Here is a 25,485-nt window from a genome sequence, read left to right on the forward strand (position 1 = left end):
ATGCGGTCAATCGATAACGGATTGACTGTATCGAAATCTTTTAACCAATTGAATAGTTTTATTGGGTTTAAGGACGACCCCTCAAATCAATCAGCGTGACTTATAAAGGATTTGAGAAATTGCCAGTGTCGAGAGACGGGCGTGTCACATACATGCAAAGATTTTGCGATGATAGAAGCAAAATATCCGGCTTTGCTAGAGTTTACGTTTACGGTTGCTATAAAACGTGCAAATTATTTCGTCCTGTTAAAACTGGTAAACAAAAAGTGTTTAGAAGAAATCGAGTAGGGGGAGAAGAAATGAAGGATGAACAAAATGACAAAGACAATTTCATTATTTTACGACCAAGAAACACGCAACCAATTGTACTTAAGCCAACTTTTGGAGAAGAGGTCGAATTTGAAGAACATGGGCCAAGTTTTGGATTCGTAATTATGTTTCTACTAGGAAGTATAATTATCTTAATATCTCTACTAACTTTATGGAACCAACTTAGAAGTAGGCGCCGAAAACAACAAGTGCTGACCTTGATTGAATGTTCAGCTAACCGTACTCTGGTATATGATGAGCACGTCTTTTCTAAAGAGATAGATATCTACGCATATGATTCGGTAGGGTTAATCAGAGAAAAACTAAGTTTTCCTTTAAAATACAAAAAATGTATCGAAATAATCACTCAAGAGAACAAATGCAAGTTAATTTCAAGTGAAGAGTACACCAAAAAAAAGGATAGATTAGAAGCTGCTGGTGATGGCAGCTTGGTCCAAGAAGAGATCTTCTCGATCTATCTAGCTAGTGGAGGAAGTTTTGAACATGATATGAGTGAAGTGAAAACAGACAAAGAATACATAAAAAATGTGGTAATGAATTTTCAAGTAGATCATTTTACGATCGAAGATGCGGATGGAATAAGCAGTTATAAAACTTGTAATGTTGAAGCAATGACAATGGAAGTGGTGTGAAAATGAAAAAATTTAGAATTAGACGTTTTATTCGTCAATTTTTCGAAGAAAACAGAGACAAAGAAATGTTAATTATCGACACAACAAAATTTTCTGAACACCAAAATAGAGTGATTGTGAATGAACTTTGGAAGAAAAACCTACTTGCAAGTAGTCGTAAAAAAAATCAAGTCATATCAATTAATACACACAAGAGTTAGGAGTGAAAAAATGGCTGAATCAGTAAAAGAATCAATAGATTATGCAGAATATAAGCTAAAAAAGAAAAATCTTTTGAAACTTCTTGATAGGAAAACAAAAAAGGTTCTTTATCTAGAAAAAAGAACAAACCTCCTAAAGAAGTTACCATTTTTAGGGTATTTTGATCGAAGCAAACTTGTTTTGAGAACAAAATGGTACATGATTCCACTTCTAGCTGTAGTTCCATTATTCGCCCTTTTCGGGAAAATGATTTACGATTCTGGGTTTGAACAGCCAGATATTGTACATATGATGGTGCCTGCAACATATCTTTCTTTGTTTGGAAATGTAATTTTCACTTTAATTGTACTCTTCTTGTGGTTATTGATTTTAGGAATCATTAGCCTAGCGATACTTGGAGTAATTGTTGAGGTAGTAAAGTTTACTTCTTACGTATTTTCAGATCGTTATTTAGTCATTGAGCTAAAGGAGTTAGCAGAACGAATTGAAAAAGATAAACGAGCGATAAAAAAAGCACAAGAAGAATTGAATTTACTAAATAAGGAGTGGGAACTTTATGCCGAAGAAAAAGAATAGTAGTTTTGAATCCAGTATTCACGTATACAGAGCAATGCAACGTATGACCCAACAGGAGTTAGCTGATAAAGTAGGGGTCTCACGTCAAACGATCATTCAATTAGAACGGAATCGCTACAACCCTTCACTTTTACTGGCGCATGATATCGCTGATGTTTTTGAAGTCCCGATTGAACAAATTTTTACTTTTAAACGAATAAATCAAGATGTTGAAGCTTAGTATAGACTAAAAGTGTTTAATACTTTACTATCAATATAAGGAGGAGAATCAAATGGTTTGTTCAAACGAAGAGTTCCTTACAGTAGATCAAAAATTAGGAATCATAGTGGATGTATATGTTCCTTTGAATCATAGAGAAACAAATTTAGAACCAAACGAAAAAATCGCATTATTCAAAATTCAAGCGAGCAAAAATAAAAGAAGAAAACCTTACAAATGGAATTGGAGATAAATTTTTGACCAGGTCAGACTTTTTTCGAGGATGTGAAAAAATGAAGCAAATAAAAGTGTTGGGTTCGTTACTTATTGCAATTGTTTTGTCACTCATAAATTTTGATCAATTATTTATACTCATTGTTTTATCAGGTGTTTATGCCTTGTTCAAGGCGATGGATCTGTATTATGAATATTCAAACTGAGAAGAAATTGGAGGATTTAAAAATGGAAAAGTTAAGTAAAAAAACGAAATTAATAATTACAAGTGTTGGGGTTATCGCAGCACTAGCAGTTGGTGGTAGTGTTTATGCTAGTAACCAGTCAAAACAAAAACTAGATGAAGCTCAAAAAGTAATCACAACAAAAACAACAGGGCTTACGGATCTAGAAGTAAAGATCAACAAACTGTTTGACGATAAGGACAATAATTTCCTAGCAAAGAATGTTACTAAAGATCAGGTAAAGACACTACGTGAAGAATTTGATCGTCTATCGATCGGGAAACAAACAGAGAAAGTAGATTTAAAAGAGTACAACAAGGAAGCTGGAGACACCGAAAAAGCTTTAAAGGCACTGGAAAAGAAAGTTGATGCTCAAACAGCGATTAACCAATTATTTAAGCAAGAGAAAGAAAATGCGGCATTGAATGGATCTGTTGTAAAAAAAGATTTATCAATTGTAGACGATCTTAAAAAGGAAACAGTAGAATCGACAAAAAAGGAGTATTACAAAAAAGACTCTAAAACGGCTTATGACAAAGCAATCAATGATTTGATTGTAAATGCAGAAAATCAAGTAAAGCAAATTGAGACTGCAAAACAAGCCGTCAGCAAAATATTTAAAGAAAATAAAGTGATTTCAACTGACCATAAACTTTATGATACAGCTAAAACAGAGACAGATAAGATTAAAAATGCAAAAGCTAAAAAATCTCTAAATGATCAACTGTCTAAGGTCAAAACAGACATTGAGAAAAAAGCAGAAGAGTCAAAAAAACAGTCTGAAGCGAAAGAAGCCGCTTCAGCTGATTCGATGCAACAACCACAAAATGGTGTTACTAGTCCTGGAACCGTTGAAGCAGCACAAGAACAAGTTCAAACAGATCAAGGTGCAGCAACTACAGATTATACAGGTGACGGTGCTGCGACAGATACAGGTGGTTATGTGCCGCAAGGAGGAACAGACACAGGATATCAGCAGCCACAATACCAAGCGCCACCTGCTGAACAAGCCCCTCAAACACCACCAACAGGAGGCCAATCTACACCACCTGGAGATAATGGGGGGAGTAATACAATTCATTTAAAACCAGAAGATATTCAAGGTTCAGAAAATAATAACCATGGAGGAACTAATGAGTGGTGGGGATTTGAATAAATAGAACATAGATTAAAGGAAGTCACGTAAGTATATATGCTTACGTGACTTTTTTATGTGAAAGAGAGGAAATGAACATGAAAATGATTCGATCACCTGCGAAGTGAAAAGGTCAACTCAACCAACTAAAAAACAATTTTATAAAAAGGAGAACTTATGAAAATCAATAAAGTATTTAGTAAATGCGCAACAGTTTTAACAACAGCGATGGTGTTAGGCCAAGTAGCGTTAACGCCTATCCAAGCATTAGCAACAGAAGGAACACCAAGTACAGAAGATACCAGTTCCAAAGAAACGATAGAATCTACCACCGAAGAAACAAGTTCAGCGACAGCTGAATCAACAGAAGAGAATGAATCAACCCAAGAAGTACAAATTCCAGAAGTTACAATCGCTCCACCTATAAATAATGCGATTGATAATTTTTTAGCCTCGCAGCCACTAGTTTCTAGCGGTTTTACAGCTGATGGGGATCAAATCACATTTAATCAACGAATGAACTCTTTGTTTAGAGAGATTGGAAATAGTACTGGTAAGTTGACAAAATATTATAGCTCAACAGCCTATATTTCAACACCATATATTGATATTGTTGGTGAGGACAATGGAGCTGTATGGTGTATCAAACCTGACAGTCCATTTCCTGTAAATGTTGAGTATGCGAAAAGCATTTACAATGACGAAGGTGTTGTAAATATCTTATACTATGCCGTAAAAAATGGCTGGGATCAACCAAATGAAAATTACGTAGATGTTTTCGTAGCGCTAAATGCATATTTAGGACACTCATATCAAGGAGTAGATCTAAATATGCCAGTATTTACTTCAGATCCTAATGTTGCTTTCTTGCTTCAAAAAGCGAAAGATAAAGATGCGCCAACTGGTAATTTCTCTATCAAAAATAAAATTCAAACAGCTGGATTCGATCGAAATACAAAAAAACAAATTACTGATTGGTATACACCTGAAACAGATGGACAGAATGTGACATATGATATTCCAACGAACGATTTTGACAAAGAAGTAACAGTGGAATTAGACAATGGACAAACTTTCAGTAGTCAATCAGGTACCAAAACAATTCCGGCAAACGTTAAGTTTCGTCTTATTGCACCAGCTAACTATACCAAAAAATTAAATTTTACAATTAATACAAACTATAAAAAATTAGCAGCATTACTATTTGAACCTCTCAATGCTAATGCTCAATCTGTAGTTAAGCCTGGTGGTATGAAAGATCCGTTAAAAGAAGAAAACGTACAAGCGACATTTTTCGCTCGACAAGGAAAGTTCAAGTTGAAAAAGACTTCAGAAATCAGCAATCTTCCAATGAGTGAAGTTGGTTTCAAGGTAACCATGTCAACTGGTGAAGTATTAGAACTTGAATCAAATGAAAACGGGGAAACGCCTGAAAGTAAAGACTTTGATTTTGGCACAACGGGTGAAGTAACCGAAGTAAAAACACCTGCCGGTTATGTAAAATTAGCAAGTCCAATCAAATTTACGATTGAAGCAGGGACAACGATTGAAGTTGCGATTGAAAACAAGATCCAAAAAGGAAAATTTACTTTCCAAAAATTTGAAGAGGTGTATAATCCTCAAGCGACATGGGATGCAGGGAAACCAATGTATGACAGAAACCCAGCGGCCAATCGTGAGTTTGACCTTGTTCGAGTAAATGATCACACGTTACCTGATGGCAAGACCATTGTAGATAAGGCAGGCGAAGTAGTCGATCATATTGTGACAGATAAAGACGGGAACGGTAGTTCAAATGTGGAATTGTTTATCGGTAGCCAAAATAAATACAAATTAGTGGAAACAAATACTCCTGAAAATTACCGTGATCCTTCTGATATTCAAACAGAGTTCTCTATTCCTTATGGAAACAACACGGAGAAATTAGTCTTGTTTGACCAGGGCGAAATCGACAATGAATTAAAAACAGTGAATCTAACATTCAACAAAAAGAATGCCTTAGATTTAGCAGGATTGAACTTAACAGGTGCTCAATTCTTGGTTCAAGGCTTAACAAATGATGTGAAATTCATGTTTACAACAGAATCTACTTCTACTTTACTAAAATTATTGGCAGATAAAGGAACAGCTACTTATTCATTTACGGAAGTAAAACGTCCAGATGGATTTGACCTAGTACCAGGAACAACAGATACACGAATTGTGACTGTCACTGAAGGAAAAGACATGACCATTGATTGGGAAAACATGCCAAAAGCACAAAAAGTTGGTATTTCAACTCAAGCACATACTGGTGACGGCAGCTCTCAAACGTTTGTATGGGGTGAGGATGCAACATTCTACGATGACAGCAACCTTACACATGAAAACATTCCAAACGGTACTAAACGGAAAAAAGAAGTGAAACTTCATGCAGATTATGAAGATGGAACATCAGCGATTGTTTGGAGATCCGGTGTGGTTGATTATACAGTAGTAGATAAAGAAATGACTGAACGTGCAATCGCAGAATATGACTACAAAAAAGATCCCAAAGCAACACCAAACACTCGCTGGTACTTCTCTGAAGACGGTTATGATAAGGATGGTAAAAAAGATACTGAGCATAACCCTGACGGAAAAGATGCCAAACAAGATATTCGACCAGTTCTAAAAGAAACACCTAAAACACCAGCTACACCAAGTACACCGGCAAAAAGAGGAACACTACCTAGTACCGGTGAAACGATTCAAGCAACATTCGCCCTCATTGGTTTGATGATCACAGCGATTGTTGGTTTTTTCTTTGTTTCAAAGAAAGCAGAAAACGAATTAGTATAAAATAATGATAGCTAAGCGGTGAACTTTTCAGTAAGTTTATCGCTTTTTTATTTTCAGGGAGAGGAATATATGGAGACAAAAAAATTGTTTCTAATGGAGAGTGATACCCTTTTAGACTATCGCAGTAAAGTTAGAAAACTAAGATTTATAAACATAAAACACAATGAAATCATTAAATTAGCAGGGAATCAGGTACTTACGGCGGACAACATTGTTGAGATTGAAACAATTGTATTGATCAAATTAGGAAAGTCAGTTGAAATTCCTCTTAAAAAAGGATCTGGTACATTTCAATATGTTCATACCAGGTATGGCCGTAAGAAAGAAAAGATTGCTCGTTTTGAAGTAGATCCTGCTTATTTTGTGACAGAGGCGATGATTAAGATTGAATTCGGCTCAAACAAAGCTAAATCCCCTTTTAAACAAAAAATACAGTTGGAGGTGAACACCACATGAAGACAGCAGAGACAGGAAATCAAGTAATAGAACGTATTTCTTTTTTAGAAAAATCTAATCACCAATACCACTGTTTATTAGAACAGAAAAAAATAGATTGTCAGCTGTTAGAAGAAGAAAATCGGCAAATGAAGCGACAAATTGATTTATTAAAACGGGAATTATCCCGATTAAAGGCACCTAACTATTTGGTAGCAATCTAAGGAGGATCATACTTTTGAAAAAAGCAGTTACTTTATTTTCAGTACTACTCATTTTTTCTAGCACCTTTCCTATCATGAGTTTTGCGGAAGAGATCAATCAGGAAATAACAATAGGGAGCAACAAACCTATTGAAGTGCCGGAAGAAACAAGTACAAGCGGATCAGCGACACAAGAGTCGTTTAGTCAACCAGAAACGTCGACAACGCAGGAATTGGCACAGGAAAGCCAAACAACGGATAGAACGGAATCAAGCAATGAAACCACTCCTTCAGAAATACCTGTCCAAGTAGAACCAACAGAAACACCACAAGGGGCACCAACGGAAGAAGTTCATGAGGTAATGCCGGCAGAACCAGTTGTAAATGAAGCTGTTGTAACGGTGGAACCGTCAGCGCTTCATTTTGACAAGGACGCTACGACAGAAGCGTTTATCGCTCGAATTGGTGAACCCGCTCGTAAAATAGGACAAGAAACGAATTTATTTGCTTCAGTAATGATCGCCCAAGCCATTTTAGAATCAGGATCAGGTGGCAGCCAATTAAGCCAGGAACCGTATAATAATTTATTTGGGATCAAAGGAGAATTTGAAGGTCAGTCTGTGACCCTACCGACGTTGGAAGACGACGGATCAGGAAACTACTATTCTACTAATGCACCATTCCGAGTATACCCAGGTCCAGAAGAATCGTTAAGAGATTATTCTAAGCTATTTACAGACGGTGTAGATTGGAATCCAACTATTTACAAAGGAGCTTGGAAAAGCGAAGCAGGAAGCTATCAGAACGCTACACAAGCCCTTACGGGTGTGTATGCGACAGATACTCTTTACAACCAAAAATTGAATGGGTTGATAGAAACCTATAGTGCGACACGTTTCCTTATAATCGTGTGAACGAGAAAAAGGAGAATTAACTACAAAAAGGTTAATTACAACTAACTACTTGATAATTGGAATGAAAGCCGTCATGTTGGCTGAAACAATTAATCTGATACTTCTACATGCCTGAAATAGTAACAGATATGCAAGGTATGAAGCTAGATAAAGTCGGTAGAATATTTCCTAAGTGAAGGTTTTTATCCATTCATAAGGAAATAGATATACCGGGATGCTATAAATTTTCTATGGTGAGAATGTAATAAAAAAATTACTGACGAACTTACGAATGTACGGGTCTAAATTTCGATATATATGAAAGTATATAGTTGCGTGCGCAACGAACAATACCGAAAAGTAAGAGTTGTAAGTATGAAATTTGGGATAAGGAACAATGACCTTATAAATTGTTCAGGCTTATAGTAAGCACCTAAGGAAAAATGTAAAGCTAGAGTAGTTGGAACGTGGAAAGCGAAAAACATGTATAAAACGACTGTTATCGGCATGGTGGATATAAGACAACAAGTCAAAAATCCTTAATTTTCGTGAGAGTAAGGGCACAGTACCTATGAAGCGGGTAATGACCGTGGAGGGATAGCCCTAAGACTTTTTCGTAATAAATAGATACTAGTTAAATGAAACTCACAGAATCTGGTAAGAAGATGAGACTATCAATGATAGGAGAGAGACTTCATCAGTGAGTACAAAAAGTTTGCGTTATTCAGAATATTACAATATGCAGTCAACATTTGATTGGCTGTACCAAAGAAGCCAAAATAAATGCACAAAAGGGTTAAATTTATATGAAATCATCACGTCTGAAAATAATATACTACTAGCATACCGAATGATAAAAACGAATACTGGATCACGTACCGCAGGAGTTGACGGTATAACAATATCTGATTTCAAAATAAAAGATACACAAAAATTTATCAAAGAAATCAGAGAAGCGTTAACCAACTTCCAACCTCAAGTGGTAAGACGAGTTGAAATACCTAAAGCCAATGGAAAGAAGCGTCCATTAGGAATTCCGACTATGAGAGATAGGATAATACAACAAATGTTCAAGCAAGTAATGGAGCCAATTTGTGAGGCACAATTCTTTAAACACTCCTATGGATTTCGCCCGAATCGTTCAGTAGAACATGCGATTAGTCGATGTAGTCACATTGTAAACGTATCAAAGAACCAGTATGTAGTGGACATTGATATAGAAGGATTTTTCGATAATGTAAATCATGCAAAATTATTGAAACAACTCTACACAATAGGAATTAAAGATGCACGAGTTTTAAGTTTGGTTTCTAAAATGCTCAAGGCTCCGGTTGATAAGGTGGGTGTTCAAAGTAAAGGAACCCCACAAGGAGCTATACTATCACCACTTTTGTCAAACGTAGTTTTGAACTCGCTAGATTGGTGGATTGCCAATCAATGGGAAACGTTTAAAAGTGATCATCGTTATTTCAGTAATAGTGGTAGATATAGAGCTTTAAAGACAACAAATCTAAAAGAAATGTACATTGTTCGATATGCAGATGATTTCAAAATATTTACAAGGAACCCAAAAAGTGCGATAAAGATATTTCATGCAGTTAAAGGGTACTTAAAAAACCAGTTGAAACTTGATATATCACCAGAAAAATCCAAGATAACGAATCTCAGAAAAAGGTATTCAGAATTTTTGGGATTTGAATTAAAAGTCAATAAGTGTAGAAATGACTACGTTGGAAGTATCAAGATTTCAGAGAAGGCTAAGTGCCGACTGAAAAAAGAAATTAGAGCAAGAATAATAAGATTAAAAAAATATCCAACAGTGGAAAATATCATAGTATATAATTCATTCGTTCGTGGAATACACAATTATTATTGTAAAGCCACCCGAGTAAATTTGGATTTTTCAGCAATCTATTTCTCATGCTTACCAGTAATGTTCAATCGTTTAAAATCTATTGGAAAATATGAAATTCCTAGAAGTCCGCCACAATCCTATGTAAAACTGTATGGTCGAAATCACAGAACCTTCCAAGTACAGGGGATTAATTTAATCCCTATAAGCAAAGTTCGATGGAAGTTAGCGTTGTTTTTCAATCCTAATGTATCAGATTACACATCGGAAGGAAGGGCGCTCCAAATCAAGAAATTAGAACATACAGTCATCGAGGAATTGTATAAACTTTGCAAAAATGACATTGGAAATAAAACAGTCGAATTTTCGGACAACAAGTTGTCAAGGTACTCTATGCAAGATGGAAAATGTGCTGTAACAGGAAGATTTCTAACTGCAAATGAAGTACATTGTCACCATAAAATACCTCGATATCTTGGTGGTAAAGATACATTTAGTAACTTAATTATCGTCCATAAATGGGTTCATAGACTTATTCATATGAAGAAAATAGAAACGATTAATGAGTATATGGCTATACTGAAGTTGAATAAAAAGCAACTTAGCAAGCTGAATACAATGCGAAAATTATGTAATTTAACTGAAATCTATCAATAATGAAAAAGTTGGAACGCCGTATGAGGTGAAAGTCTCACGTACGGTGTGGAGCGGGGGAAAATCTGGAGATGACTTCAAAGGATTACCTATCGCTATACCTAACTCAATACGATCACGAAAAAGGCGATATCGTCGCCGGTGGTGATTTTGAACCATACAACAATGAGAATTATGACAAAGGTAATAGTTATGCGCCAGGAAATTGCACGCAATATGTTTATAACCGCATTACTCAATTAGGAGGTCATGTGGATCTACACATGGGCAACGGTGCAGATTGGGATGCTACAGGTATTGCGAAAGGATATGAGGTAAGTAGTACACCAAAAGCTGGTACAGCTGTTTCGTTTGAACCAGGTGTTTTAGGTGCTGATCCATTTTATGGCCATGTTGCTTTTGTCGAGCATGTCTATGAAGACGGGTCTATTTTGATTTCTGAAATGAACGCACAAGGCTTTGGTGTTATTTCTACACGTACGATTTTAGCTGAGTACACGTATTTAATGAGCTATATTTCCCCTAAATAAAAACATAGAGACTGAAGGAGAAACACACATATGAAAAGAACGAAAATTTTGAGCTACACAACAATGATCACTTTACTTGCCCCGGCAATCATAGGGGTTCACCAAGCCTATGCAGATACTGTTACAAGCACAACAGCAGAAACAGAAGAAATGCTAGAAACAACTGCCACAACAGAATCAAGCAGCATGGAATCAACCACTGAAACAACCTTAGAACAAACGGAAGCAAGTTCTTCAGAAGAACTGACCTTGGATTCGGTTGATACAGAAATTGAAGAACCAATGATCGATAGCAGCGTTCAACAGGATATTCAAGTGCCAGCTGTAGCCAACGCACAACTTATAGGGCAAACATATGCTGATATCTTCCCTGACGAAAACCTAAGAAAAGCCATAATGGAACAACTAGGAGCTACTTCAGAAGCCGAAACGATTGAGCAATACCAGATAGACAAGACAAGTACTATTTGGATACAGGATAAAAACATATCAAATCTAGAAGGAATTCAGGTGTTTCAAAGGTTACATGATTTGAATATTTACCAAAATCCAATATCTGATATTTCTGTTCTGTCGCAGTTTCCACTATTAAAATACTTGAGGTGTGGGGGAACAAAAATTACAGATTTTTCAGCACTAGGAGGACTAAAAAATCTGGAATGGTTAGAACTTGGAAGAACAGCAGCAACTTCACTTGAATCAGTTGCTAATATAACAAGTTTAAAATCCCTTTTTTTTAACGACAGTCCTGCAATTAATGATTTATCACCCCTAGAAAATTTAGTGAATTTAGAGGTAGTAAGTGCGCAATATTGCGGTGTTACGGATATTAGCCCGTTAGGGAAATTACCAAATTTAAAAAAATATTATGTTAATGCAAAAATCGAATTACCTGTTCGAACGCCATTAAACAATGTGCTAACGGTGCCTATATCGGATGTGCAAGTTATTGACATTGATGGTTCTGTGGGAGTTTTTGAAAACTATGTACCAAATATAGATAGTGGAGTGTCGGGGCCTAATTGGACAGACTTTTCTAATGACCAGTTTATATGGAACAACAACTACACTGACAAAGCTAATATTATTGGAGACGTTGTCTATTTAACATACGCAGCACCGTCTAGTGATAGATTTAAAAAATGGTTTGAAGTGTACTATGTAATTCCATACACTGATTCCAGCACGACAGATCCAACAGAAGAGTCAAGCACTGATCCGTCTATTCCCGAGGAACCAACCGTAGAAACAGATTCAACTACTCCGGAGACAAGCACAGAAACTACTTCTAGCGATCAGAAACCGGATAAAGCAGTTGCTACACCTAGTTCAAGCACTCAATCTACAGAAACGAGTACAGCTGGTGCAACAAAAAATTTACCGGAGACTGGAACGGTTAATAATGGGATTCTTGCTGCCTTAGGTGTTGGGGTACTTTCAATGTTAGCAATTTGGTTCGGAGTTAAAACGAAAGCGAGGAAATGATGAGTGATTATGTAAAAAACTTTAGTAGTGATTTAAAACAAACACTGACAAATAAGCGATTTTGGCAAATACAGTGGTTAAATTTGATGTATATCTTGAAATATATAGTTAAATATCGATTTATCATTATAGCTTATTCGCTTTCTATGAGTTATCTGTATGTTGAAATTGAAAAAGCGTCTAATGGATTATTTTCAAAAAACCAAAGTGAAGCTATTGTTGCAGCATGCGTCTCATTTTTTATTCTGATCCGTCATTTATGGCTTTTTATTAGTTTAGGAAAGTTAGTCATGCCAAACTCTGAAGAGCTTGATAGGGTCAAACGATGGAACAATGTATTTAAGCAGGCTCTATTTGTCATTCTTGTTACTAGTAGTAAATATCTAAAAATAGATGTGATTTTTTCAAATACTTCTGTTGAAGCGATACCGAAGGATATGGTTGCCAGTGGAGCAAGTGCAATCTTTACTTTTCTAGGAATGATTTTTTGTATACGTCAATTTTGGAAGCGACTGGACAAACAAATGGTTATATTTGATTATACAACCGATGAGCCGTTAAATACTGATGTATGTAGTCGGAAAGTTTGTTTTTACAGTGATTGGAATCCATTTTTACGAGTAATTGAAACAGGAGTTACGTATCGGAATAATCAAAATGGAGATCTATTTTATGTCGCACCTAACAAATATGCTCATAATAGCGTGACCCAATCGGAAATGAACGTTTCAGTTTCTTTGAAGTATTCATTTATTATAGGAGAGCTAACTCGTTTAAGGGCACCGATGGTTTTTACTGAAAGGCCATAATATAAATGATCACGTAATGTAGGAAGAATTAAACAAAAAAATGACCGGAGAATAGTATGAAAATCTATTATGCTTATTTTAAAAATAATCAATTTAGGGAGGTGAAAAACACTTTTTTTATTAGACAAGTATTAGGCACTGACACGGATACTTTAGCTAATGGTTCTCAAATTTTAACTATTGGCCTAAATGAAGAAGGAATGAATGCTACTGAATTTCTTATATGGAGTAGTAATGAAAAAAATCTTAATTCTTTATTGGAAAAAGAAGTGATCAAAGTGTTGAATTCATTAAGTGATTTTATGGAATCAGACATAAAAAAGGGGGTTGATGAAACACTTAAGTGGTTAAAAGAAAACCCTCTTGATTCAAGAGAGCTCTTCATTTAATTCTTGTTCAATGACAACAATTTCGTTTTCTTTTGGAAAGACAGAATATGCCACAGATATATCATGATCTTTTATAGAGTTAAACAAATCAGGATAAAGTAACCTTGTCTTTTCTAAATTCTTTGGATCACGACCTTTCTTCAACTTTGGATTTTTCACTCTTGCCTTTTCCCAATTTATTAAGTGATCAAAATGAATCTTTTCACTTTCTTCGATTGGAAATACAGCAGAAAGAATGTTTCTTTTTTGGGGTGAACTTTGAGTAGGTAGAGTAGGTATTCGCTTATTTAAATGATCAAAAAATTCAAGGATACTAAATGCACCCTTTTGGCGTTTTATATTGAAGAATCTACAAAACTGATGAAAGTTGTTCCCCTGAATTTCTAGATTGTAGCCTGATTTTACGGGTAATTTCAGCATTTCAGCATTTCCAGTCTTAAAAAAGGTCAAGGTAAAACCTTTTTGATAGTCAGCATTGAAGATAACGGAACATTCGACGTCATTGTAATTATAATCAAAGATATCAACGGATATATTCAACTTTTTCATTTCTTTGTGTAGTCGTTCTAAGTTAGAGAGCTTCATAAAAATCTCCTTTATTTATAAGTATATCAAAACGTTATAAAGATATACAAATTGCATAGAAACGTAAGAGAAATTTGTACTAAAATATTAAAAATGAAAGTAGGAAATAAAATGACATTTTGGACAGCAGTAACGTATGTAGGATTTGTGTTAGGGATCAGCTTGGTTCTCTTTATGGGCTACCAAGTAGGTTCACAGCTGTATAAGAGAAAGAAAAAAACAGGACGCTTTAAATAATGGTCCTAGATTGGAGGTGTAAATGATGAGTACGAAACCAACGCAAAAAGAGCAACAAGCAATGAAGAAACAGGCGCAACAAGTATTAAAAATTCAAGGAAAGGACTATGATGAATACCTTTACGCTATTCATAAAGATATCTGCGTGGAAAGTCAAGATTTGATCCTGAAATCGTTAGAAAATGAAGCGAAACGAATTGAACAAGAAAAAAATAATAAACTGAAGCAGGAAGAACGCAACAAATTAGAACAAGAAAACAGAAATAAACAAAATGGAGGACAAACAACATGATGAAAAGAATTGCTGAAGGGGTAACAAAAGCAGTTATTGATTTTCAGGCTGCGTATTATCGTTTAAGAAAGAAAAAGTACTATGGGGTAATTGTCGCAAGTAGTTGCTTAGCAATTGCTTGCTTCTTCTTATATTCAGGTGGAATTACAGCATTCGCTGACATTCAATCAAGTGCTACATTGGCCGAAACGGAAACAAACAACTTCATTAAAATCATTGGAAACTCTGCTTTATTCATTTGTTTGCTGTTGTTTGGCGCAAGTCAATATTTCGGTACAGAGTTAGGACGTTGGGGGAAAAAACTAATGTTTGGTGCTATTTTAGGCTCTGCCGTGATTTTGAATGCATCAAGTTTGAGAGACCTTATTTGGGGCAATGTCGGCGGTTAAAGGAGGCGTAGTGAATGATAACCGTTGAAGTATTATCGTCAAATCTTGAATTTTTTAACCATTATGTACTAGAAGAACGGTTAACGTACACAGAGTTTCAAAAAATAAGTGAAAATATGCAGGACCAGGAGTATATTGAGTTTGCCCTTTATAATCCTGAAAATGAGCCTTTCTACAAAGGAAAATTTACGAAAGAAGGTCAGCTGACAATTACTGATGATATATTTTCTGTGTTAAAGAAGTACAAGAAACAGAAAAAAATATCAAGCAAGGATAAAAAAGAAATTGAAGAACAAATCAAGGCTAGTCTGTCAGAAAGCGACGTAGCAGAGCCTAAATTAAAAAAGCCGAGAAAAAAACTTCGAGTGCCCAAAATAACTAAGTGGACAATCCCTATAAAAAAAATAGGGATTGTTTTTCTTTTTCTCTGTTTGCTAATTGGTGGAGGGTTTGCTGTAAGAAGTGCTTTCAGTGAAAAAATAGAAAAACAACCGTCTTTCCAAGAATACCTAGATAAAAAAGACTATGAAGGGGCTGCTGAAGCATACCCAAACAAAATTTCAGCAGTAGAAAATGAACTATTCTTGATTGTACAAAACGAAGGAAGGCAACACTTAAAGGTACTTTCTTCTTTTCAAAAGAAATATCCTACCGAACAAGGTTTGTTTGATCTAGCGATGTTTGACTATCAGTATGACGAAGGTATCGCTGTCTATGAAAAAAATGAAAATCTATTTAAACAAGACGATGTCAGACAAGTATTGGTTGGTTATGCTTACTTGAAAGAAGGAAAAGTCAAAAAAGCTGAAGTAATTCAACATACACTCAATAGTCCCGAATTGGAAAAGCTCGTTCGTCAGTACAAGCAGTATCAACTGATAATTGAAGAAAAAGAGAAGGAAATTGCAGTTTTACAGAAGAAACCGTCTGAAAACAAGCAAAAGATTGAAAAAGCGATCGATGAATTGTATGAAGCAAAACAATCACTATCAGAATTGTAAAGGAGAATTAGACATGAAAAAACCAAAGAACATAAAGATTGTGGCTATAAGCAGTGCTTTAGTGTGCGTAATGGCTTTGGGTGGATACATTGGGTATTCAAAGTTCTATTCGTCAGAAAATGAACCGCAAGAAGTAAGGAAAGGAAACATTCCACTAATTAAAAAGAACGAAAAAATTGAGCCAGTGATCCCTAAAAAATCGACTAAAAAGAAAGCAATAGGACCGATCATTAAGCCGGAAACGTCTTCTAGTTCGATTGACACTTTTAGATATGGATCAGGTTCAACTATTCAAGAAGAAAGAAAAGCTGCTTTAAATTTATTAGACAATCAAATTAAAGATGAACAGAAACAAGTAAAAACGCAACCTACAGTTATTCCATTAGTAAATGAAGTAAAGCCGGCAACTCCCAAGCCTGTTGAACAGGCTAAACCTAAACCAAGTATTCCGCAACCCACTCCTACTCCTGTGCCAGATCCAGAGCCTGAACCAACGCCGACTCCTGTTCCACCAGTTGAAACGGTGGATTACACTGCATTGGCAGAACTAGTACAAAAGGCGGAACTAATTCATTTAGACAATTACTTCAAAGCAGGAGCAGAAGTAGTTAGAACTGAATTGATGATTGCACAGCGTATGATTGATGAGCAGGGAAGTTCCCAGGCAGCAGTGAATAATCAACATGTCCGACTTCAAAATGCATTGAATTCATTAGTTTTATTGGGGAATAAAGTTGAGTTACAGGCATTATATGACCAAAGTGAAGAAATTAAAACGGACATATATACAGCTGAAAGTATTGCTGAATTACAAACAGCTAAAACGCAAGCAAATGACGTACTTAAAACTGTAGAAGTAACACAAGAAACAGTCGATCAAGCCAAAACCAACCTTCAGCAATCAATAGATGCATTGAAAGAAAAAGAAGAACCATATTTGAGTTTAGCTTACTTACAACGATTGGTGACTGAAGCAAACGCAATTGATCTTACTGAATATATTATGAGTACTGTTTTGATTTTCCAAAATAAACTAGACCAAGTGACTACTTATCTGGCTGCTGAAACATATACTAAAGCTGAAAATGAGCAACATTTGCAAGAACTTCAAGAAGCGATGGATCAGTTACAGAAAAAAGCGGATCTTACACAACTAAAAGCATTAGAAGGACAAGCAAACTCCATTGATCGGATGCTTTATACAGACGAAAGTTTAGTTGCATTAGATAGCGTGCTATCTCAAGTTACAGAAGCTTTGTCTAATGAAGAAATTTCACAAGAACAAGTTGATACTTTAGTTCAAAATTTGTCCCAGGCAATCAATGGACTAATTGAAAAAGAAGTATCTGCGGATTTGTAATTTATTGAGGAGGAATTGAAGTGGAGAAAAGTTCAACAATAAATGTTCAAAATGTTCAAAAAGAATGGTTAAAAAAATATGTTGAAATTGGGAAGCAGCAACTACAAAAATCTATTGAAGCTCAAAACTACCTGAAAAGAAATATATTTAGCAGAATCAGCAATCGACAAGAGATCAGAGAAAATGAGGAATATATTAACTCTCTAAGTGGAGCGTTAAGTGGCGTAGAAAATCAACAAGAATTGTATTTGCACAAACCAATAGAGTTAAAAGCGCCTTCTAGATTAGAAGAACCATTGTTGCGAGATATGGTTCAGTTAATAAATGAGAAATACAATGAAAAAATTCAGGGATGTATTGAGAATGTTACTCTTGAGAATTTTGAGAAAACATATCGAGAGTATCGAGGATATGAACTTGATCTATCAAATATGAATACAGCAGACTATAGAGCAAATCAAACGTTTCCTTCTCTAACGAAGCAACTTTCCCCAGACCGTTGGGAAGTATTCATTTTGGAAACAGAGTACGGTTTTGATCAATGGGAAGGTGATTTTTATGCACTACCTACCACAAAAGATTACCCAGATAAGTATGTAATGGCCTACTTAGAGAATCAAAATTTATTTCATGAAACGGGTGACATTCGAAATTCAAACGAGGCAGAAGCGATTAGAAGGACGTTTTCTTATGACACCTTAAAGAAAATCAATGAATTTGTGGATGAGGGTATAAATGATTATAAGACGAAAGTTAGCCGATTTTCTCCTTTCGATTTTGATGTAAACCCAATTTTTAAAGAAATTGATCGATTAAAGGATTATTTAAAGATTCCTAACCAGTCCCTCGTTCTACAGGAAAACAAAGAAAAAAAAGATCGATTTGTTGCGATTTATGATTCGTTACCAAAAGAGGAACAAGTGTATTTGAATACGTATAATGATTTTCAACGTGAGCTTCTCAGTAATGAATATTCGGATACTGTAGAAGGTAGATCTTATGAGAAACGTGATTTGTTAGAAGAACAAGCTAGTCAATTGAATGCTGAACAGCTAGAAAAATTGAAAGAAATGTATCGTGAGTATATCTCAACCAACGTGAATGGAGCTGAACCTGACCAGTTACACATGGATAGTTTCTCTGGAGTAATTGAAGAATGGAAGGAACTACAAGTAGCAGATCAAGATTCTCTAGTAAACACACTTTCTCAACTTACGATGAATCAGCAAGAGTATTTAGAAAAATTGTATTTGCAGGTTTCCTTAAAGCAGAACATTTCAGAGCTAGAGGAAAAAATGAGATATGAAATAGGCGAAAAGAATTTCTATGAAAGAGATCAACAGTTTGAAGCTGTTGAAGAAATGGATTCAAGTATTGGGCTAATCCAAAAAGCTATTGATTCTCGGGAAAACTTATTGTCAGAAACCATAAAAACTACTGAACAGCTTGAAAAAAAATTAAAAGAGGGAGAACGAGAGGAAGTAGAATTCATTGCAAAAAATGTGGACAATTCTGAGTACAAATCGGCAGTAAAAGCACTTCAAAAACAAGAAATGGAGGGGAAAGAATTAAAAGTAACACCTACAGTTTATTCGCTTGGAGGAACTCTAAAAATGTTCTTGCAAGGAAATGAATATCAGAAAACTGATAATGTTATTGAAATTAAGGATTTGCATATTTCTGAGACTGGACAAGGTTCTGGTATTTTAGGTAAGATTCACAATCTAACTCAAGAAGAAGCGATCCAAACACTGAATTTTCCTTTTTCTCAGGAGTTTACGGATAAATACCTTTCCATTGGTGATTCGTTTTCTCTTGGAGATCCGGAACCTTTGTTTGAAGTAGAAAGTTTTACTGAGGCACTTCGAATAATTGATCAGTCAGGTGAAAGTTTACGAGCACATTTGTATGAAGATATAATAGGGAATTTTGAAGAAGCAGGAAGAACTGACATTGTAGAAATTCTTAAAGCAAATAGCTTGGAAGAGACAAACGAGCAACTATTTGACAAAAAACTTGAGAATTTGGAGCAAATACAAGAAGCACTGAATACGGTAAATGAATCGAATGATCAACATTCAGATGAGATAGATATTAAAAAAATTGCTGAAGAAAAGGCACGCCAAAATCTAGAAAGAGCTGAAACCATTAACTTTGAGAAACACAATCGATTTTTAGATTTTTATAATGAACTGACTCCAGATGAAAAGAATTTTGTTAAAGCTCTTAATGATAAAGAACTTGAAACATACTTTATGCATGAAGATTTCATTTTATATGAAACGGATGGTACAAAATCTGAACAATATGAAAAAGTAGCAGCTGAATTTCCAAAAGAACGAGTGATGGAACTAGAAAGCCAGTATCATTCTACTGTAGGGTCGTCATTTAACTGGACAGATAAAGAGACAACCATTCATGATGTATATTCAATCATTGGCCACCACCCTGAAACAACTTTTACGTATCAAGAACAGGTGGAACTAGATCCTAGTAAATTCATTGAATCAGAAGAAGCACTCCATAAAGAAACTAAAAAGAACGTGGCTGAAGAAAAACAACAGTCAGGTTCTCTTTTATTTGAAAAAGAGGAAGTCATTGACTTATACGCTAAATTCTTACAAGGTGAATCTCTTACGTATGATGAACGGTCTAAGATTGTCGCGTATGATCAAAAAAACAATTCTTTTGAACAAATGCAGTATCGATTGGAAGCGATCGATACAGTCCATGATGCTAATCCAGAGATCAATCTAAGTATCCAGGAAGAAGCATTATGTCAGACCAGAGGAGAACAGGAACAAATGTCTGTACTCATTTCAGCTGAATATTATCAACAATCAATTTCAGAAAAAAGCGTACAGAATCAGGAGGAAAAAGAACGGAAAGAACAAAAGAAAGAAAAAGAAATGGTACAGCAAGTGATGATGTAGAGGTGAAAAAATGAACTTTTTTTCAAAAGAACGAATAACGAAAGGAAAGCGAAATAGACGGAAAAATTATGAGGAAGCGAAACAATCACCTTTACGTCATTTAGCACGTAAAGACCTGTTGTGGGGCTTGAACATAGGCATGTTTCTCCTTGTCACATTCTTGTTGAACTATGTATTCACAAAAATTCATGTATCTTCTCAAAATGGCGGATTGTTAACAGGAATCGTCGTACCAATATCCAAGCTTTCATTTTTGAATTATGGGAGTATTTTTTACTATCCAATACTCTACTTATTATTAATAGGCTTGTATATTGGTCTTGCAATCAGAGCTACCTATGATTTCTACAATAGCTTCGTTTCATTAGAAGAAGAGTATGTTCAGGGAACGCTAGAATGGGAAGAAGAGAAAAATCTCTTGAATCAATACTATGCCGTTCCTGTACACCCACTGTGTGAAGGAGAAGACTTCTTTCCAGGTAAAGGCGGTTTTCCTATAAGCCGTGTTCCTCGTGCATTGCATGACCAAGTTCGACAACAAGAACCTATTGAAACAGAGAAACCGTTAGAAAGTATCCCTCTATTTGAAGAGTTACCGGTATCGAATGGAAAAATACAGCTAAAAACGAGTGATCTCACAACAGAAAGTTTAGAATCGCTGATGGCCAAAGCAAGAGAACAACACGGATATGGTGCAGTGCCAAAAGGAAAGCATGTCATTAAGCTGTATGATGAGCTAACAGTTCCCGAAGCCAAACCTAAAGAGTTTTACTACTTAATCGCTCAAGAGCCGTCAAACTCGATTATATTAGCGATTACACGTGGAGGAAAGGATGTATACTTCATTAATCCGTTTCTTGATATTTTATCAAGAGCGGAACGAATAGAAGATCGTCCTTCTTTCGTTATGACAGCAACAAAAGGTGATGAACCACGAATGTGGTATGACACCTTACAGAAGCGTGGATATATTGTTCGAATTTGTAATACTGTTCGTCAATATTATTCAGATCCATACAATCCGCTATCGGTCGTCTATAATTTTTATAAAAAATATGTCACGTTAAAGAAAACAAATAAACATGAAAGCAGCCGTTTTTTAGCTGAAGCGGAAAATGCCTTGAAAAGTAGTGCATTAACTTTTTTTCAAGGGAAAGGAAATCAAAAAGACGGTGATTTTTGGATAAAAGCTTGTCATAACTTGTTTATGGCTACAGGACTAGCAATCGCAGATCAAGCAGTCCGAGAAAATAGTCAAGTCAAGTTTAATCCATATGCCATTTATAACGTAGTGAATGAGATGTTAAATATTCATATTTCAGCAGAAACGCCTGAATACTTGGATAAGCTGACGGATAATCCGATTGAAAAAAATAAGCTATTAAAAAAATATGATGGAAAATCAGCGTTACATGTGTTCTTTTTAGAATTACCAATGACGCACCCCGCACGTAAATATTACTGGGCCATTCTAGCTAGTGCTCCGGCGGAGGTAACTTTAGGAAACGTTGTTACTCACTTTGATGGGGATATGGAACCATTCCTAAATGAAGCGAATGCCAAAATGTCTGCAACAGATGATGGGTTTGACTTTGAAGAAATTGGTTTTGGTGATAAACCAGTTGCTTGTTTTATCGTCATGAGCCAATCAGAGAAAGGAAACAACGCTCTAGGCATGTTGTATTTAGAACAGACATACCTGGTAAATGAGAAACGCTGCACGTTAGAAACTCCGTCTCGAACGTATCGGGATATTCACTATATTATTCAAGAAGCTGGTAACTTAGGCATGGGTGTAGCAAACCTAGCGAACAAATGGACGTCTGGTCTAGGACAAGGGCTATTTTTCCATTTGGTGTTACAAGATTTAGAACAATTGACCGAATTGTATTCGGAACCTGTGAAAAAGACGATCGTAGGGAATACCGGGAACCTTATGTATATTCGATCTGGATCGCTAGAAACAAATAAATATCTAGCTGAGCGGTTAGGAAAGCGTTCAAATTATTCAAAAACAAGGCATAGACAGAGTCCGTCGAGCGTTAAAACGTCAGAAACAGAAAGTTCTGAACGAATTGAATTGATGTATGCGTCAGAACTAGAACGGCTTAAAAAATCAGAAACGGTTGTTTTACGGCTATCTCACGTCGATGATTTGGACGGAGAGCCAATTTATCAGTACCCAATCTACAATAGCATAGGCTCTGATTCAAATATGATGCCGTTCTATGAATATAGAAACAATAAGGTGCTGTCTTGGGATGAAATACCCGTCAATAATGAGTTTATGAACTTGGAAATAGAAGATTTACTTATTACCTTGCAGGGAGTGAGCAAAGAAGAAAAAGCAGCACCTTCTCTAGTTATGGATCAAACAACACAAACGAAAGCATATGCTGATGAGGAATCGTTGTTTGATTCGTTACCAGAAACAATCTCTTCCCCAGTAGAATTACGTCCTAAGAAAAAGAAAAGAGGTGATTCAGAAGTGTCGCAACTAACTTTATTTTCAACGAATGAAATGAAAGCAGCCTATGATGAAGCTAAGAAAAAAGAATTACAAAGAAAGCAAGAGTGGTACAAATCATTAGTGTCTATTTTTCCTAAAGGTGCAGAAAATCAATTAGTAAAAGACTACTTCACTTCTGAGGAACGATCAAAATTAAATATCGTGCTAAGAATCACTCATTTAAAAGATAAGATCGTGATGAAAGAATTCAAGACGATCATAGAAAATCAAACAATTCATTCCATGATTTCATTTTTAGCTTCAAATGAAAAGAATGGATTATGTCAAAATATGCGTCAGAAAATTGAAGAAATGAAAGGGGGAACTCTTTCATGACTGAAGATGAAATACTGGCAATATTAGAAAAATTTGCAGATTATCTTCAAATTGGTGATATGTTTCAAAATGGGATTCGTATCGTTGGCATGCTGATTGTAAAGGGATTAGTTTGGTTTATTGATACCATTACAGGAAATTTTAAAGAAGTTTTAGGCGTGTTGAATTTTAGGAATAATGATGCTGTGACCGAATTAATGAATATGTTGCGACCAATTCAAAACTTACTGCTGGGTTTAGCGATCCTGGCAGTGGGTGTTGTTTTGTATTTAGGTAAAAATGCAGAAATGCGGAATATTCCGCTTAATGTGTTTCTAATTATCTGTACATTAGCAATGTTACCCAATTTAGTGACACAAGGTGTTCGATTAACTGAAGCAATCGGAGGAGAGACTGTTGAAAGTCAAGGTGGTTTAGGTTTTAAAACGTTCAAAAACAATACAGTTGATATCTACGAGCTAGGAGCGAAAGGGTGGACAACAGACGAACTGGAGAATCGAAACTATTTAGATAATCTTGATTTTTTTGACATAAATGAACGAATCACGGATGCTAAAAAAGTTGATCCAGATGGTGTTCTTGATTATGAAGCTAGAAATAAGGTTGGCGGAAAAGGACATGAGGTTAAAAAAATCAAATCGTCTGATAGTGTGTTGGACTTTTTTGTAAAACAAATGGTTGTTCCAACTTATTATCGATGGCGAGTCTTTTGGATACCTGTACTTATCACCTTGATTGCTTTAGCCGGCGCGACAGGTCTTTTTGTCATACGAGCCGGACGGTTGGGGATAGAAATAGCGTTCAACTACATTTGGGCCAACATAACAGCATTTGTTCATATTCGAGATTTAAGGAAATTTAAACAAGCCTGTTTTGAAATATTTGTAGGATTCATTACGCTAGCAGCATTAATGGTTTTGTTCTATCTTTATATCGCATTTAACACATTTGTTAGTAACGGCAGCGAACATATACTAGTGAAAGCTCTCCTATATGTAGGTGGGGCGTGGCTATTGTATGATGGACCAGCTATTATTCAAAAGCAAGTGGGTGTTGATGCAGGTCTTTCTACAGCTGGCGGTGTATTAGCTGGATTTGGTGCGGGTAAAGCATTAGATGCGGCAAGTAATACGGCAAAAGCAACTGGAAATGCAGCTGTTGGTGGAACAGGAATGCTTGCCGGAATTTTACAAGGCATAGGAGAATCTCGTGGTAATTCTGATGGAGGTAAAAAATCGGATGAAGACGGACTATTCGGTGGTAAAGATGGACCAGATGATCAAGAGGATTCTTCAGGAAATGACACCAATACGGAAGAAGATAATGAAGGGATTAATGATAAATTAGATGACCCTTCAAAAAATTCAGAAGATAAAAATCCAGAGGGATCTAAAACGCCTGGTTCTTCAGAGGACGATTCTAAGGGTATTTCCGATCAAGAAGAAGAAAAAGGTGCAGATTCTACTGAAGATGCGACGGATCAACCAGGTGTGAATTCAGCACTGGATGAACAAGGAAATAATCCTGATTCTAAATCAACCTCGCCAATGGAAGAGCTGGATTCACATGGTTCTACAGACGAGAAACAATCTGACAGCAATGGAAAAACACCAGGTTCTGATGAGGCTGCTAAGAAAACAGAGCCACCTAAAAAACCTGTAAAACCAAAACACCCGATTGGCGAATTTATTAAAAATGAACTGGCAACACCTAAAAACTTGAAAGGAAATAAAGGGGTAATTGGAAATACCTATGAATCAGCAAGTAAAGGACATGCACTAGGAAAAGATCTAGTGAACTATACAAAAGAACGCAAAGAATATAAGGCGGAAAAACGCGAGTATAAAGCATATAAGAAAAATAAAGGAAGTGATGAATGATGTTTGATATTCAAAAGGAAATTACAACCCCTGTAAAATTTTGGGGTAAATTGTTGTTTGTGGACGGTATTGGTGCTTTAGTAGCCGTTACTTATTCGCTTGATCTCTCACAAAGAGCGTATCAGCCTTTTCGAATTCCTTCTGTTATTTTTCTACTGGCTATGTACCTTTTTTGGGTTTTTCCAAGTAAAGGAAATAAAGGTAAGAGGCACTACCACCGTCTGGTCTATGTTCTTTTTAGAAATAGACAAACTTATTTGTCAGAGCCATACATTTCTTACGAACAAGAAGAGATGTATGATGAATCGATTGAGACAGAAGAAGAATTAGAACTGTATGATGTATCGGAGGTGCCATGAACG

The 25,485-nt window shown here is 35.8% G+C and carries 24 protein-coding genes and 1 pseudogene; 24 read left to right on the forward strand and 1 reads right to left on the reverse strand.

The annotated features are described in order from the left end of the window. Positions 1-299: 299 nt before the first annotated feature. The 15 genes and pseudogenes from CC204_RS19555 (at position 300) to CC204_RS19625 (ending at position 13,601) form a co-directional block, all read left to right on the forward strand. Positions 300-962: a hypothetical protein gene (locus CC204_RS19555; RefSeq protein ID WP_088271779.1), complete on the forward strand. Its 663-nt coding sequence runs from the start codon at positions 300-302 to the stop codon at positions 960-962. Between the two features lie 2 nt (positions 963-964). After that, a complete protein-coding gene (locus CC204_RS19560) occupies positions 965-1,162 on the forward strand; it encodes a hypothetical protein (protein WP_088271778.1) in 198 nt (65 codons plus the stop codon). Positions 1,163-1,172: 10 nt separating this feature from the next. Beyond that, a complete protein-coding gene (locus tag CC204_RS19565) occupies positions 1,173-1,739 on the forward strand; it encodes a hypothetical protein (protein WP_088271777.1) in 567 nt (188 codons plus the stop codon). After that, positions 1,720-1,959 carry a helix-turn-helix transcriptional regulator gene (locus CC204_RS19570; RefSeq protein WP_088271776.1) on the forward strand — a complete coding sequence of 80 codons (240 nt, stop codon included), beginning with the start codon at positions 1,720-1,722 and terminating at the stop codon, positions 1,957-1,959. The genes CC204_RS19565 and CC204_RS19570 overlap by 20 nt, the downstream gene beginning before the upstream one ends. A gap of 52 nt (positions 1,960-2,011) precedes the next feature. Further along, positions 2,012-2,191, forward strand: a complete 180-nt coding sequence (locus CC204_RS19575; RefSeq protein ID WP_088271775.1) for a hypothetical protein — start codon at positions 2,012-2,014, stop codon at positions 2,189-2,191. A gap of 209 nt (positions 2,192-2,400) precedes the next feature. Next, positions 2,401-3,552 carry a hypothetical protein gene (locus tag CC204_RS19580; RefSeq protein WP_088271774.1) on the forward strand — a complete coding sequence of 384 codons (1,152 nt, stop codon included), beginning with the start codon at positions 2,401-2,403 and terminating at the stop codon, positions 3,550-3,552. A 156-nt stretch (positions 3,553-3,708) separates the two neighbouring features. Continuing rightward, positions 3,709-6,351 (forward strand): SpaA isopeptide-forming pilin-related protein, encoded by a 2,643-nt coding sequence (locus tag CC204_RS19585; RefSeq protein WP_088271821.1) that lies wholly within the window; start codon positions 3,709-3,711, stop codon positions 6,349-6,351. A gap of 69 nt (positions 6,352-6,420) precedes the next feature. After that, entirely contained in the window at positions 6,421-6,807 is a 387-nt protein-coding gene (locus CC204_RS19590) for a PrgU family protein (RefSeq protein ID WP_088271822.1), read from the forward strand. Next, positions 6,804-7,010, forward strand: a complete 207-nt coding sequence (locus CC204_RS19595) for a hypothetical protein (RefSeq protein ID WP_088271823.1) — start codon at positions 6,804-6,806, stop codon at positions 7,008-7,010. The genes CC204_RS19590 and CC204_RS19595 overlap by 4 nt, the downstream gene beginning before the upstream one ends. 14 nt (positions 7,011-7,024) lie before the next feature. Then, entirely contained in the window at positions 7,025-7,903 is an 879-nt protein-coding gene (locus CC204_RS19600; RefSeq protein ID WP_227011279.1) for a glucosaminidase domain-containing protein, read from the forward strand. Between the two features lie 718 nt (positions 7,904-8,621). Further along, the gene (ltrA, locus tag CC204_RS19605; RefSeq protein WP_088271945.1) at positions 8,622-10,391 is read left to right on the forward strand and encodes a group II intron reverse transcriptase/maturase; all 1,770 of its coding nucleotides are present in this window, start codon (positions 8,622-8,624) and stop codon (positions 10,389-10,391) included. A 71-nt stretch (positions 10,392-10,462) separates the two neighbouring features. Then, positions 10,463-10,918, forward strand: a pseudogene (locus CC204_RS19610) (CHAP domain-containing protein); the annotation flags it as partial. Between the two features lie 30 nt (positions 10,919-10,948). After that, positions 10,949-12,403, forward strand: a complete 1,455-nt coding sequence (locus tag CC204_RS19615) for a leucine-rich repeat domain-containing protein (RefSeq protein WP_088271824.1) — start codon at positions 10,949-10,951, stop codon at positions 12,401-12,403. Next, positions 12,403-13,212, forward strand: coding sequence for a hypothetical protein (locus CC204_RS19620; RefSeq protein WP_088271825.1), 810 nt, complete (start codon positions 12,403-12,405; stop codon positions 13,210-13,212). Before CC204_RS19615 ends, CC204_RS19620 begins: the two co-directional genes overlap by 1 nt. 56 nt (positions 13,213-13,268) lie before the next feature. Further along, on the forward strand, positions 13,269-13,601 hold the full coding sequence (locus CC204_RS19625; RefSeq protein ID WP_088271826.1) for a hypothetical protein: 333 nt from the start codon (positions 13,269-13,271) through the stop codon (positions 13,599-13,601). Here CC204_RS19625 and CC204_RS19630 read toward each other — a convergent pair. Further along, positions 13,581-14,186: a DUF6037 family protein gene (locus CC204_RS19630; RefSeq protein ID WP_088271827.1), complete on the reverse strand. Its 606-nt coding sequence runs from the start codon at positions 14,184-14,186 to the stop codon at positions 13,581-13,583. The two genes, CC204_RS19625 and CC204_RS19630, sit on opposite strands and share 21 nt — an antisense overlap. Positions 14,187-14,297: 111 nt before the next feature. Here CC204_RS19630 and CC204_RS21745 point away from each other — a divergent pair, with 111 nt between their 5' ends. Genes CC204_RS21745 through CC204_RS19670 form a run of 9 tightly spaced genes read left to right on the forward strand, consistent with a single transcriptional unit; the run spans position 14,298 to position 25,482 of the window. After that, positions 14,298-14,423 carry a hypothetical protein gene (locus CC204_RS21745; protein ID WP_257790125.1) on the forward strand — a complete coding sequence of 42 codons (126 nt, stop codon included), beginning with the start codon at positions 14,298-14,300 and terminating at the stop codon, positions 14,421-14,423. Between the two features lie 25 nt (positions 14,424-14,448). Then, positions 14,449-14,715, forward strand: coding sequence for a hypothetical protein (locus CC204_RS19635; protein ID WP_088271828.1), 267 nt, complete (start codon positions 14,449-14,451; stop codon positions 14,713-14,715). Continuing rightward, positions 14,712-15,104 carry a hypothetical protein gene (locus CC204_RS21615; RefSeq protein WP_227011280.1) on the forward strand — a complete coding sequence of 131 codons (393 nt, stop codon included), beginning with the start codon at positions 14,712-14,714 and terminating at the stop codon, positions 15,102-15,104. The genes CC204_RS19635 and CC204_RS21615 overlap by 4 nt, the downstream gene beginning before the upstream one ends. A gap of 14 nt (positions 15,105-15,118) precedes the next feature. Next, positions 15,119-16,105, forward strand: a complete 987-nt coding sequence (locus tag CC204_RS19645; RefSeq protein ID WP_088271829.1) for a hypothetical protein — start codon at positions 15,119-15,121, stop codon at positions 16,103-16,105. Between the two features lie 13 nt (positions 16,106-16,118). Then, the gene (locus CC204_RS19650; RefSeq protein ID WP_088271830.1) at positions 16,119-17,465 is read left to right on the forward strand and encodes an FIVAR domain-containing protein; all 1,347 of its coding nucleotides are present in this window, start codon (positions 16,119-16,121) and stop codon (positions 17,463-17,465) included. Between the two features lie 20 nt (positions 17,466-17,485). Further along, positions 17,486-20,398: a synaptonemal complex protein 1 gene (locus tag CC204_RS19655; protein WP_088271831.1), complete on the forward strand. Its 2,913-nt coding sequence runs from the start codon at positions 17,486-17,488 to the stop codon at positions 20,396-20,398. Positions 20,399-20,408: 10 nt separating this feature from the next. Beyond that, positions 20,409-23,243, forward strand: a complete 2,835-nt coding sequence (locus CC204_RS19660) for a type IV secretory system conjugative DNA transfer family protein (protein WP_188634526.1) — start codon at positions 20,409-20,411, stop codon at positions 23,241-23,243. Continuing rightward, positions 23,240-25,123, forward strand: a complete 1,884-nt coding sequence (locus tag CC204_RS19665; protein WP_088271832.1) for a pLS20_p028 family conjugation system transmembrane protein — start codon at positions 23,240-23,242, stop codon at positions 25,121-25,123. The genes CC204_RS19660 and CC204_RS19665 overlap by 4 nt, the downstream gene beginning before the upstream one ends. Then, positions 25,120-25,482 (forward strand): DUF5592 family protein, encoded by a 363-nt coding sequence (locus CC204_RS19670; RefSeq protein ID WP_227011281.1) that lies wholly within the window; start codon positions 25,120-25,122, stop codon positions 25,480-25,482. Before CC204_RS19665 ends, CC204_RS19670 begins: the two co-directional genes overlap by 4 nt. The last annotated feature ends 3 nt before the right edge of the window (positions 25,483-25,485 follow it).

Source organism: Enterococcus wangshanyuanii (assembly GCF_002197645.1).
GTDB classification, from domain to species: Bacteria; Bacillota; Bacilli; order Lactobacillales; family Enterococcaceae; genus Enterococcus_L; species Enterococcus_L wangshanyuanii.

Excerpts from the sequence above, each read along its gene's own strand:
- ltrA (WP_088271945.1), top strand. The coding sequence starts at position 8,622 with ATGCAGTCAACATTTGATTGGCTGTACCAAAGAAGCCAAAATAAATGC.
- CC204_RS19650 (WP_088271830.1), top strand. The coding sequence starts at position 16,119 with ATGAAAAAACCAAAGAACATAAAGATTGTGGCTATAAGCAGTGCTTTA.
- CC204_RS19590 (WP_088271822.1), top strand. The coding sequence starts at position 6,421 with ATGGAGACAAAAAAATTGTTTCTAATGGAGAGTGATACCCTTTTAGAC.
- CC204_RS19620 (WP_088271825.1), top strand. The coding sequence starts at position 12,403 with ATGAGTGATTATGTAAAAAACTTTAGTAGTGATTTAAAACAAACACTG.
- CC204_RS19615 (WP_088271824.1), top strand. The coding sequence starts at position 10,949 with ATGAAAAGAACGAAAATTTTGAGCTACACAACAATGATCACTTTACTT.
- CC204_RS19660 (WP_188634526.1), top strand. The coding sequence starts at position 20,409 with ATGAACTTTTTTTCAAAAGAACGAATAACGAAAGGAAAGCGAAATAGA.
- CC204_RS19645 (WP_088271829.1), top strand. The coding sequence starts at position 15,119 with ATGATAACCGTTGAAGTATTATCGTCAAATCTTGAATTTTTTAACCAT.
- CC204_RS19670 (WP_227011281.1), top strand. The coding sequence starts at position 25,120 with ATGATGTTTGATATTCAAAAGGAAATTACAACCCCTGTAAAATTTTGG.
- CC204_RS19630 (WP_088271827.1), bottom strand. The coding sequence starts at position 14,186 with ATGAAGCTCTCTAACTTAGAACGACTACACAAAGAAATGAAAAAGTTG.
- CC204_RS19625 (WP_088271826.1), top strand. The coding sequence starts at position 13,269 with ATGAAAATCTATTATGCTTATTTTAAAAATAATCAATTTAGGGAGGTG.
- CC204_RS19595 (WP_088271823.1), top strand. The coding sequence starts at position 6,804 with ATGAAGACAGCAGAGACAGGAAATCAAGTAATAGAACGTATTTCTTTT.
- CC204_RS19565 (WP_088271777.1), top strand. The coding sequence starts at position 1,173 with ATGGCTGAATCAGTAAAAGAATCAATAGATTATGCAGAATATAAGCTA.
- CC204_RS19555 (WP_088271779.1), top strand. The coding sequence starts at position 300 with ATGAAGGATGAACAAAATGACAAAGACAATTTCATTATTTTACGACCA.
- CC204_RS21615 (WP_227011280.1), top strand. The coding sequence starts at position 14,712 with ATGATGAAAAGAATTGCTGAAGGGGTAACAAAAGCAGTTATTGATTTT.
- CC204_RS19635 (WP_088271828.1), top strand. The coding sequence starts at position 14,449 with ATGAGTACGAAACCAACGCAAAAAGAGCAACAAGCAATGAAGAAACAG.
- CC204_RS19580 (WP_088271774.1), top strand. The coding sequence starts at position 2,401 with ATGGAAAAGTTAAGTAAAAAAACGAAATTAATAATTACAAGTGTTGGG.
- CC204_RS19575 (WP_088271775.1), top strand. The coding sequence starts at position 2,012 with ATGGTTTGTTCAAACGAAGAGTTCCTTACAGTAGATCAAAAATTAGGA.
- CC204_RS19560 (WP_088271778.1), top strand. The coding sequence starts at position 965 with ATGAAAAAATTTAGAATTAGACGTTTTATTCGTCAATTTTTCGAAGAA.
- CC204_RS19665 (WP_088271832.1), top strand. The coding sequence starts at position 23,240 with ATGACTGAAGATGAAATACTGGCAATATTAGAAAAATTTGCAGATTAT.
- CC204_RS19585 (WP_088271821.1), top strand. The coding sequence starts at position 3,709 with ATGAAAATCAATAAAGTATTTAGTAAATGCGCAACAGTTTTAACAACA.
- CC204_RS21745 (WP_257790125.1), top strand. The coding sequence starts at position 14,298 with ATGACATTTTGGACAGCAGTAACGTATGTAGGATTTGTGTTAGGGATC.
- CC204_RS19570 (WP_088271776.1), top strand. The coding sequence starts at position 1,720 with ATGCCGAAGAAAAAGAATAGTAGTTTTGAATCCAGTATTCACGTATAC.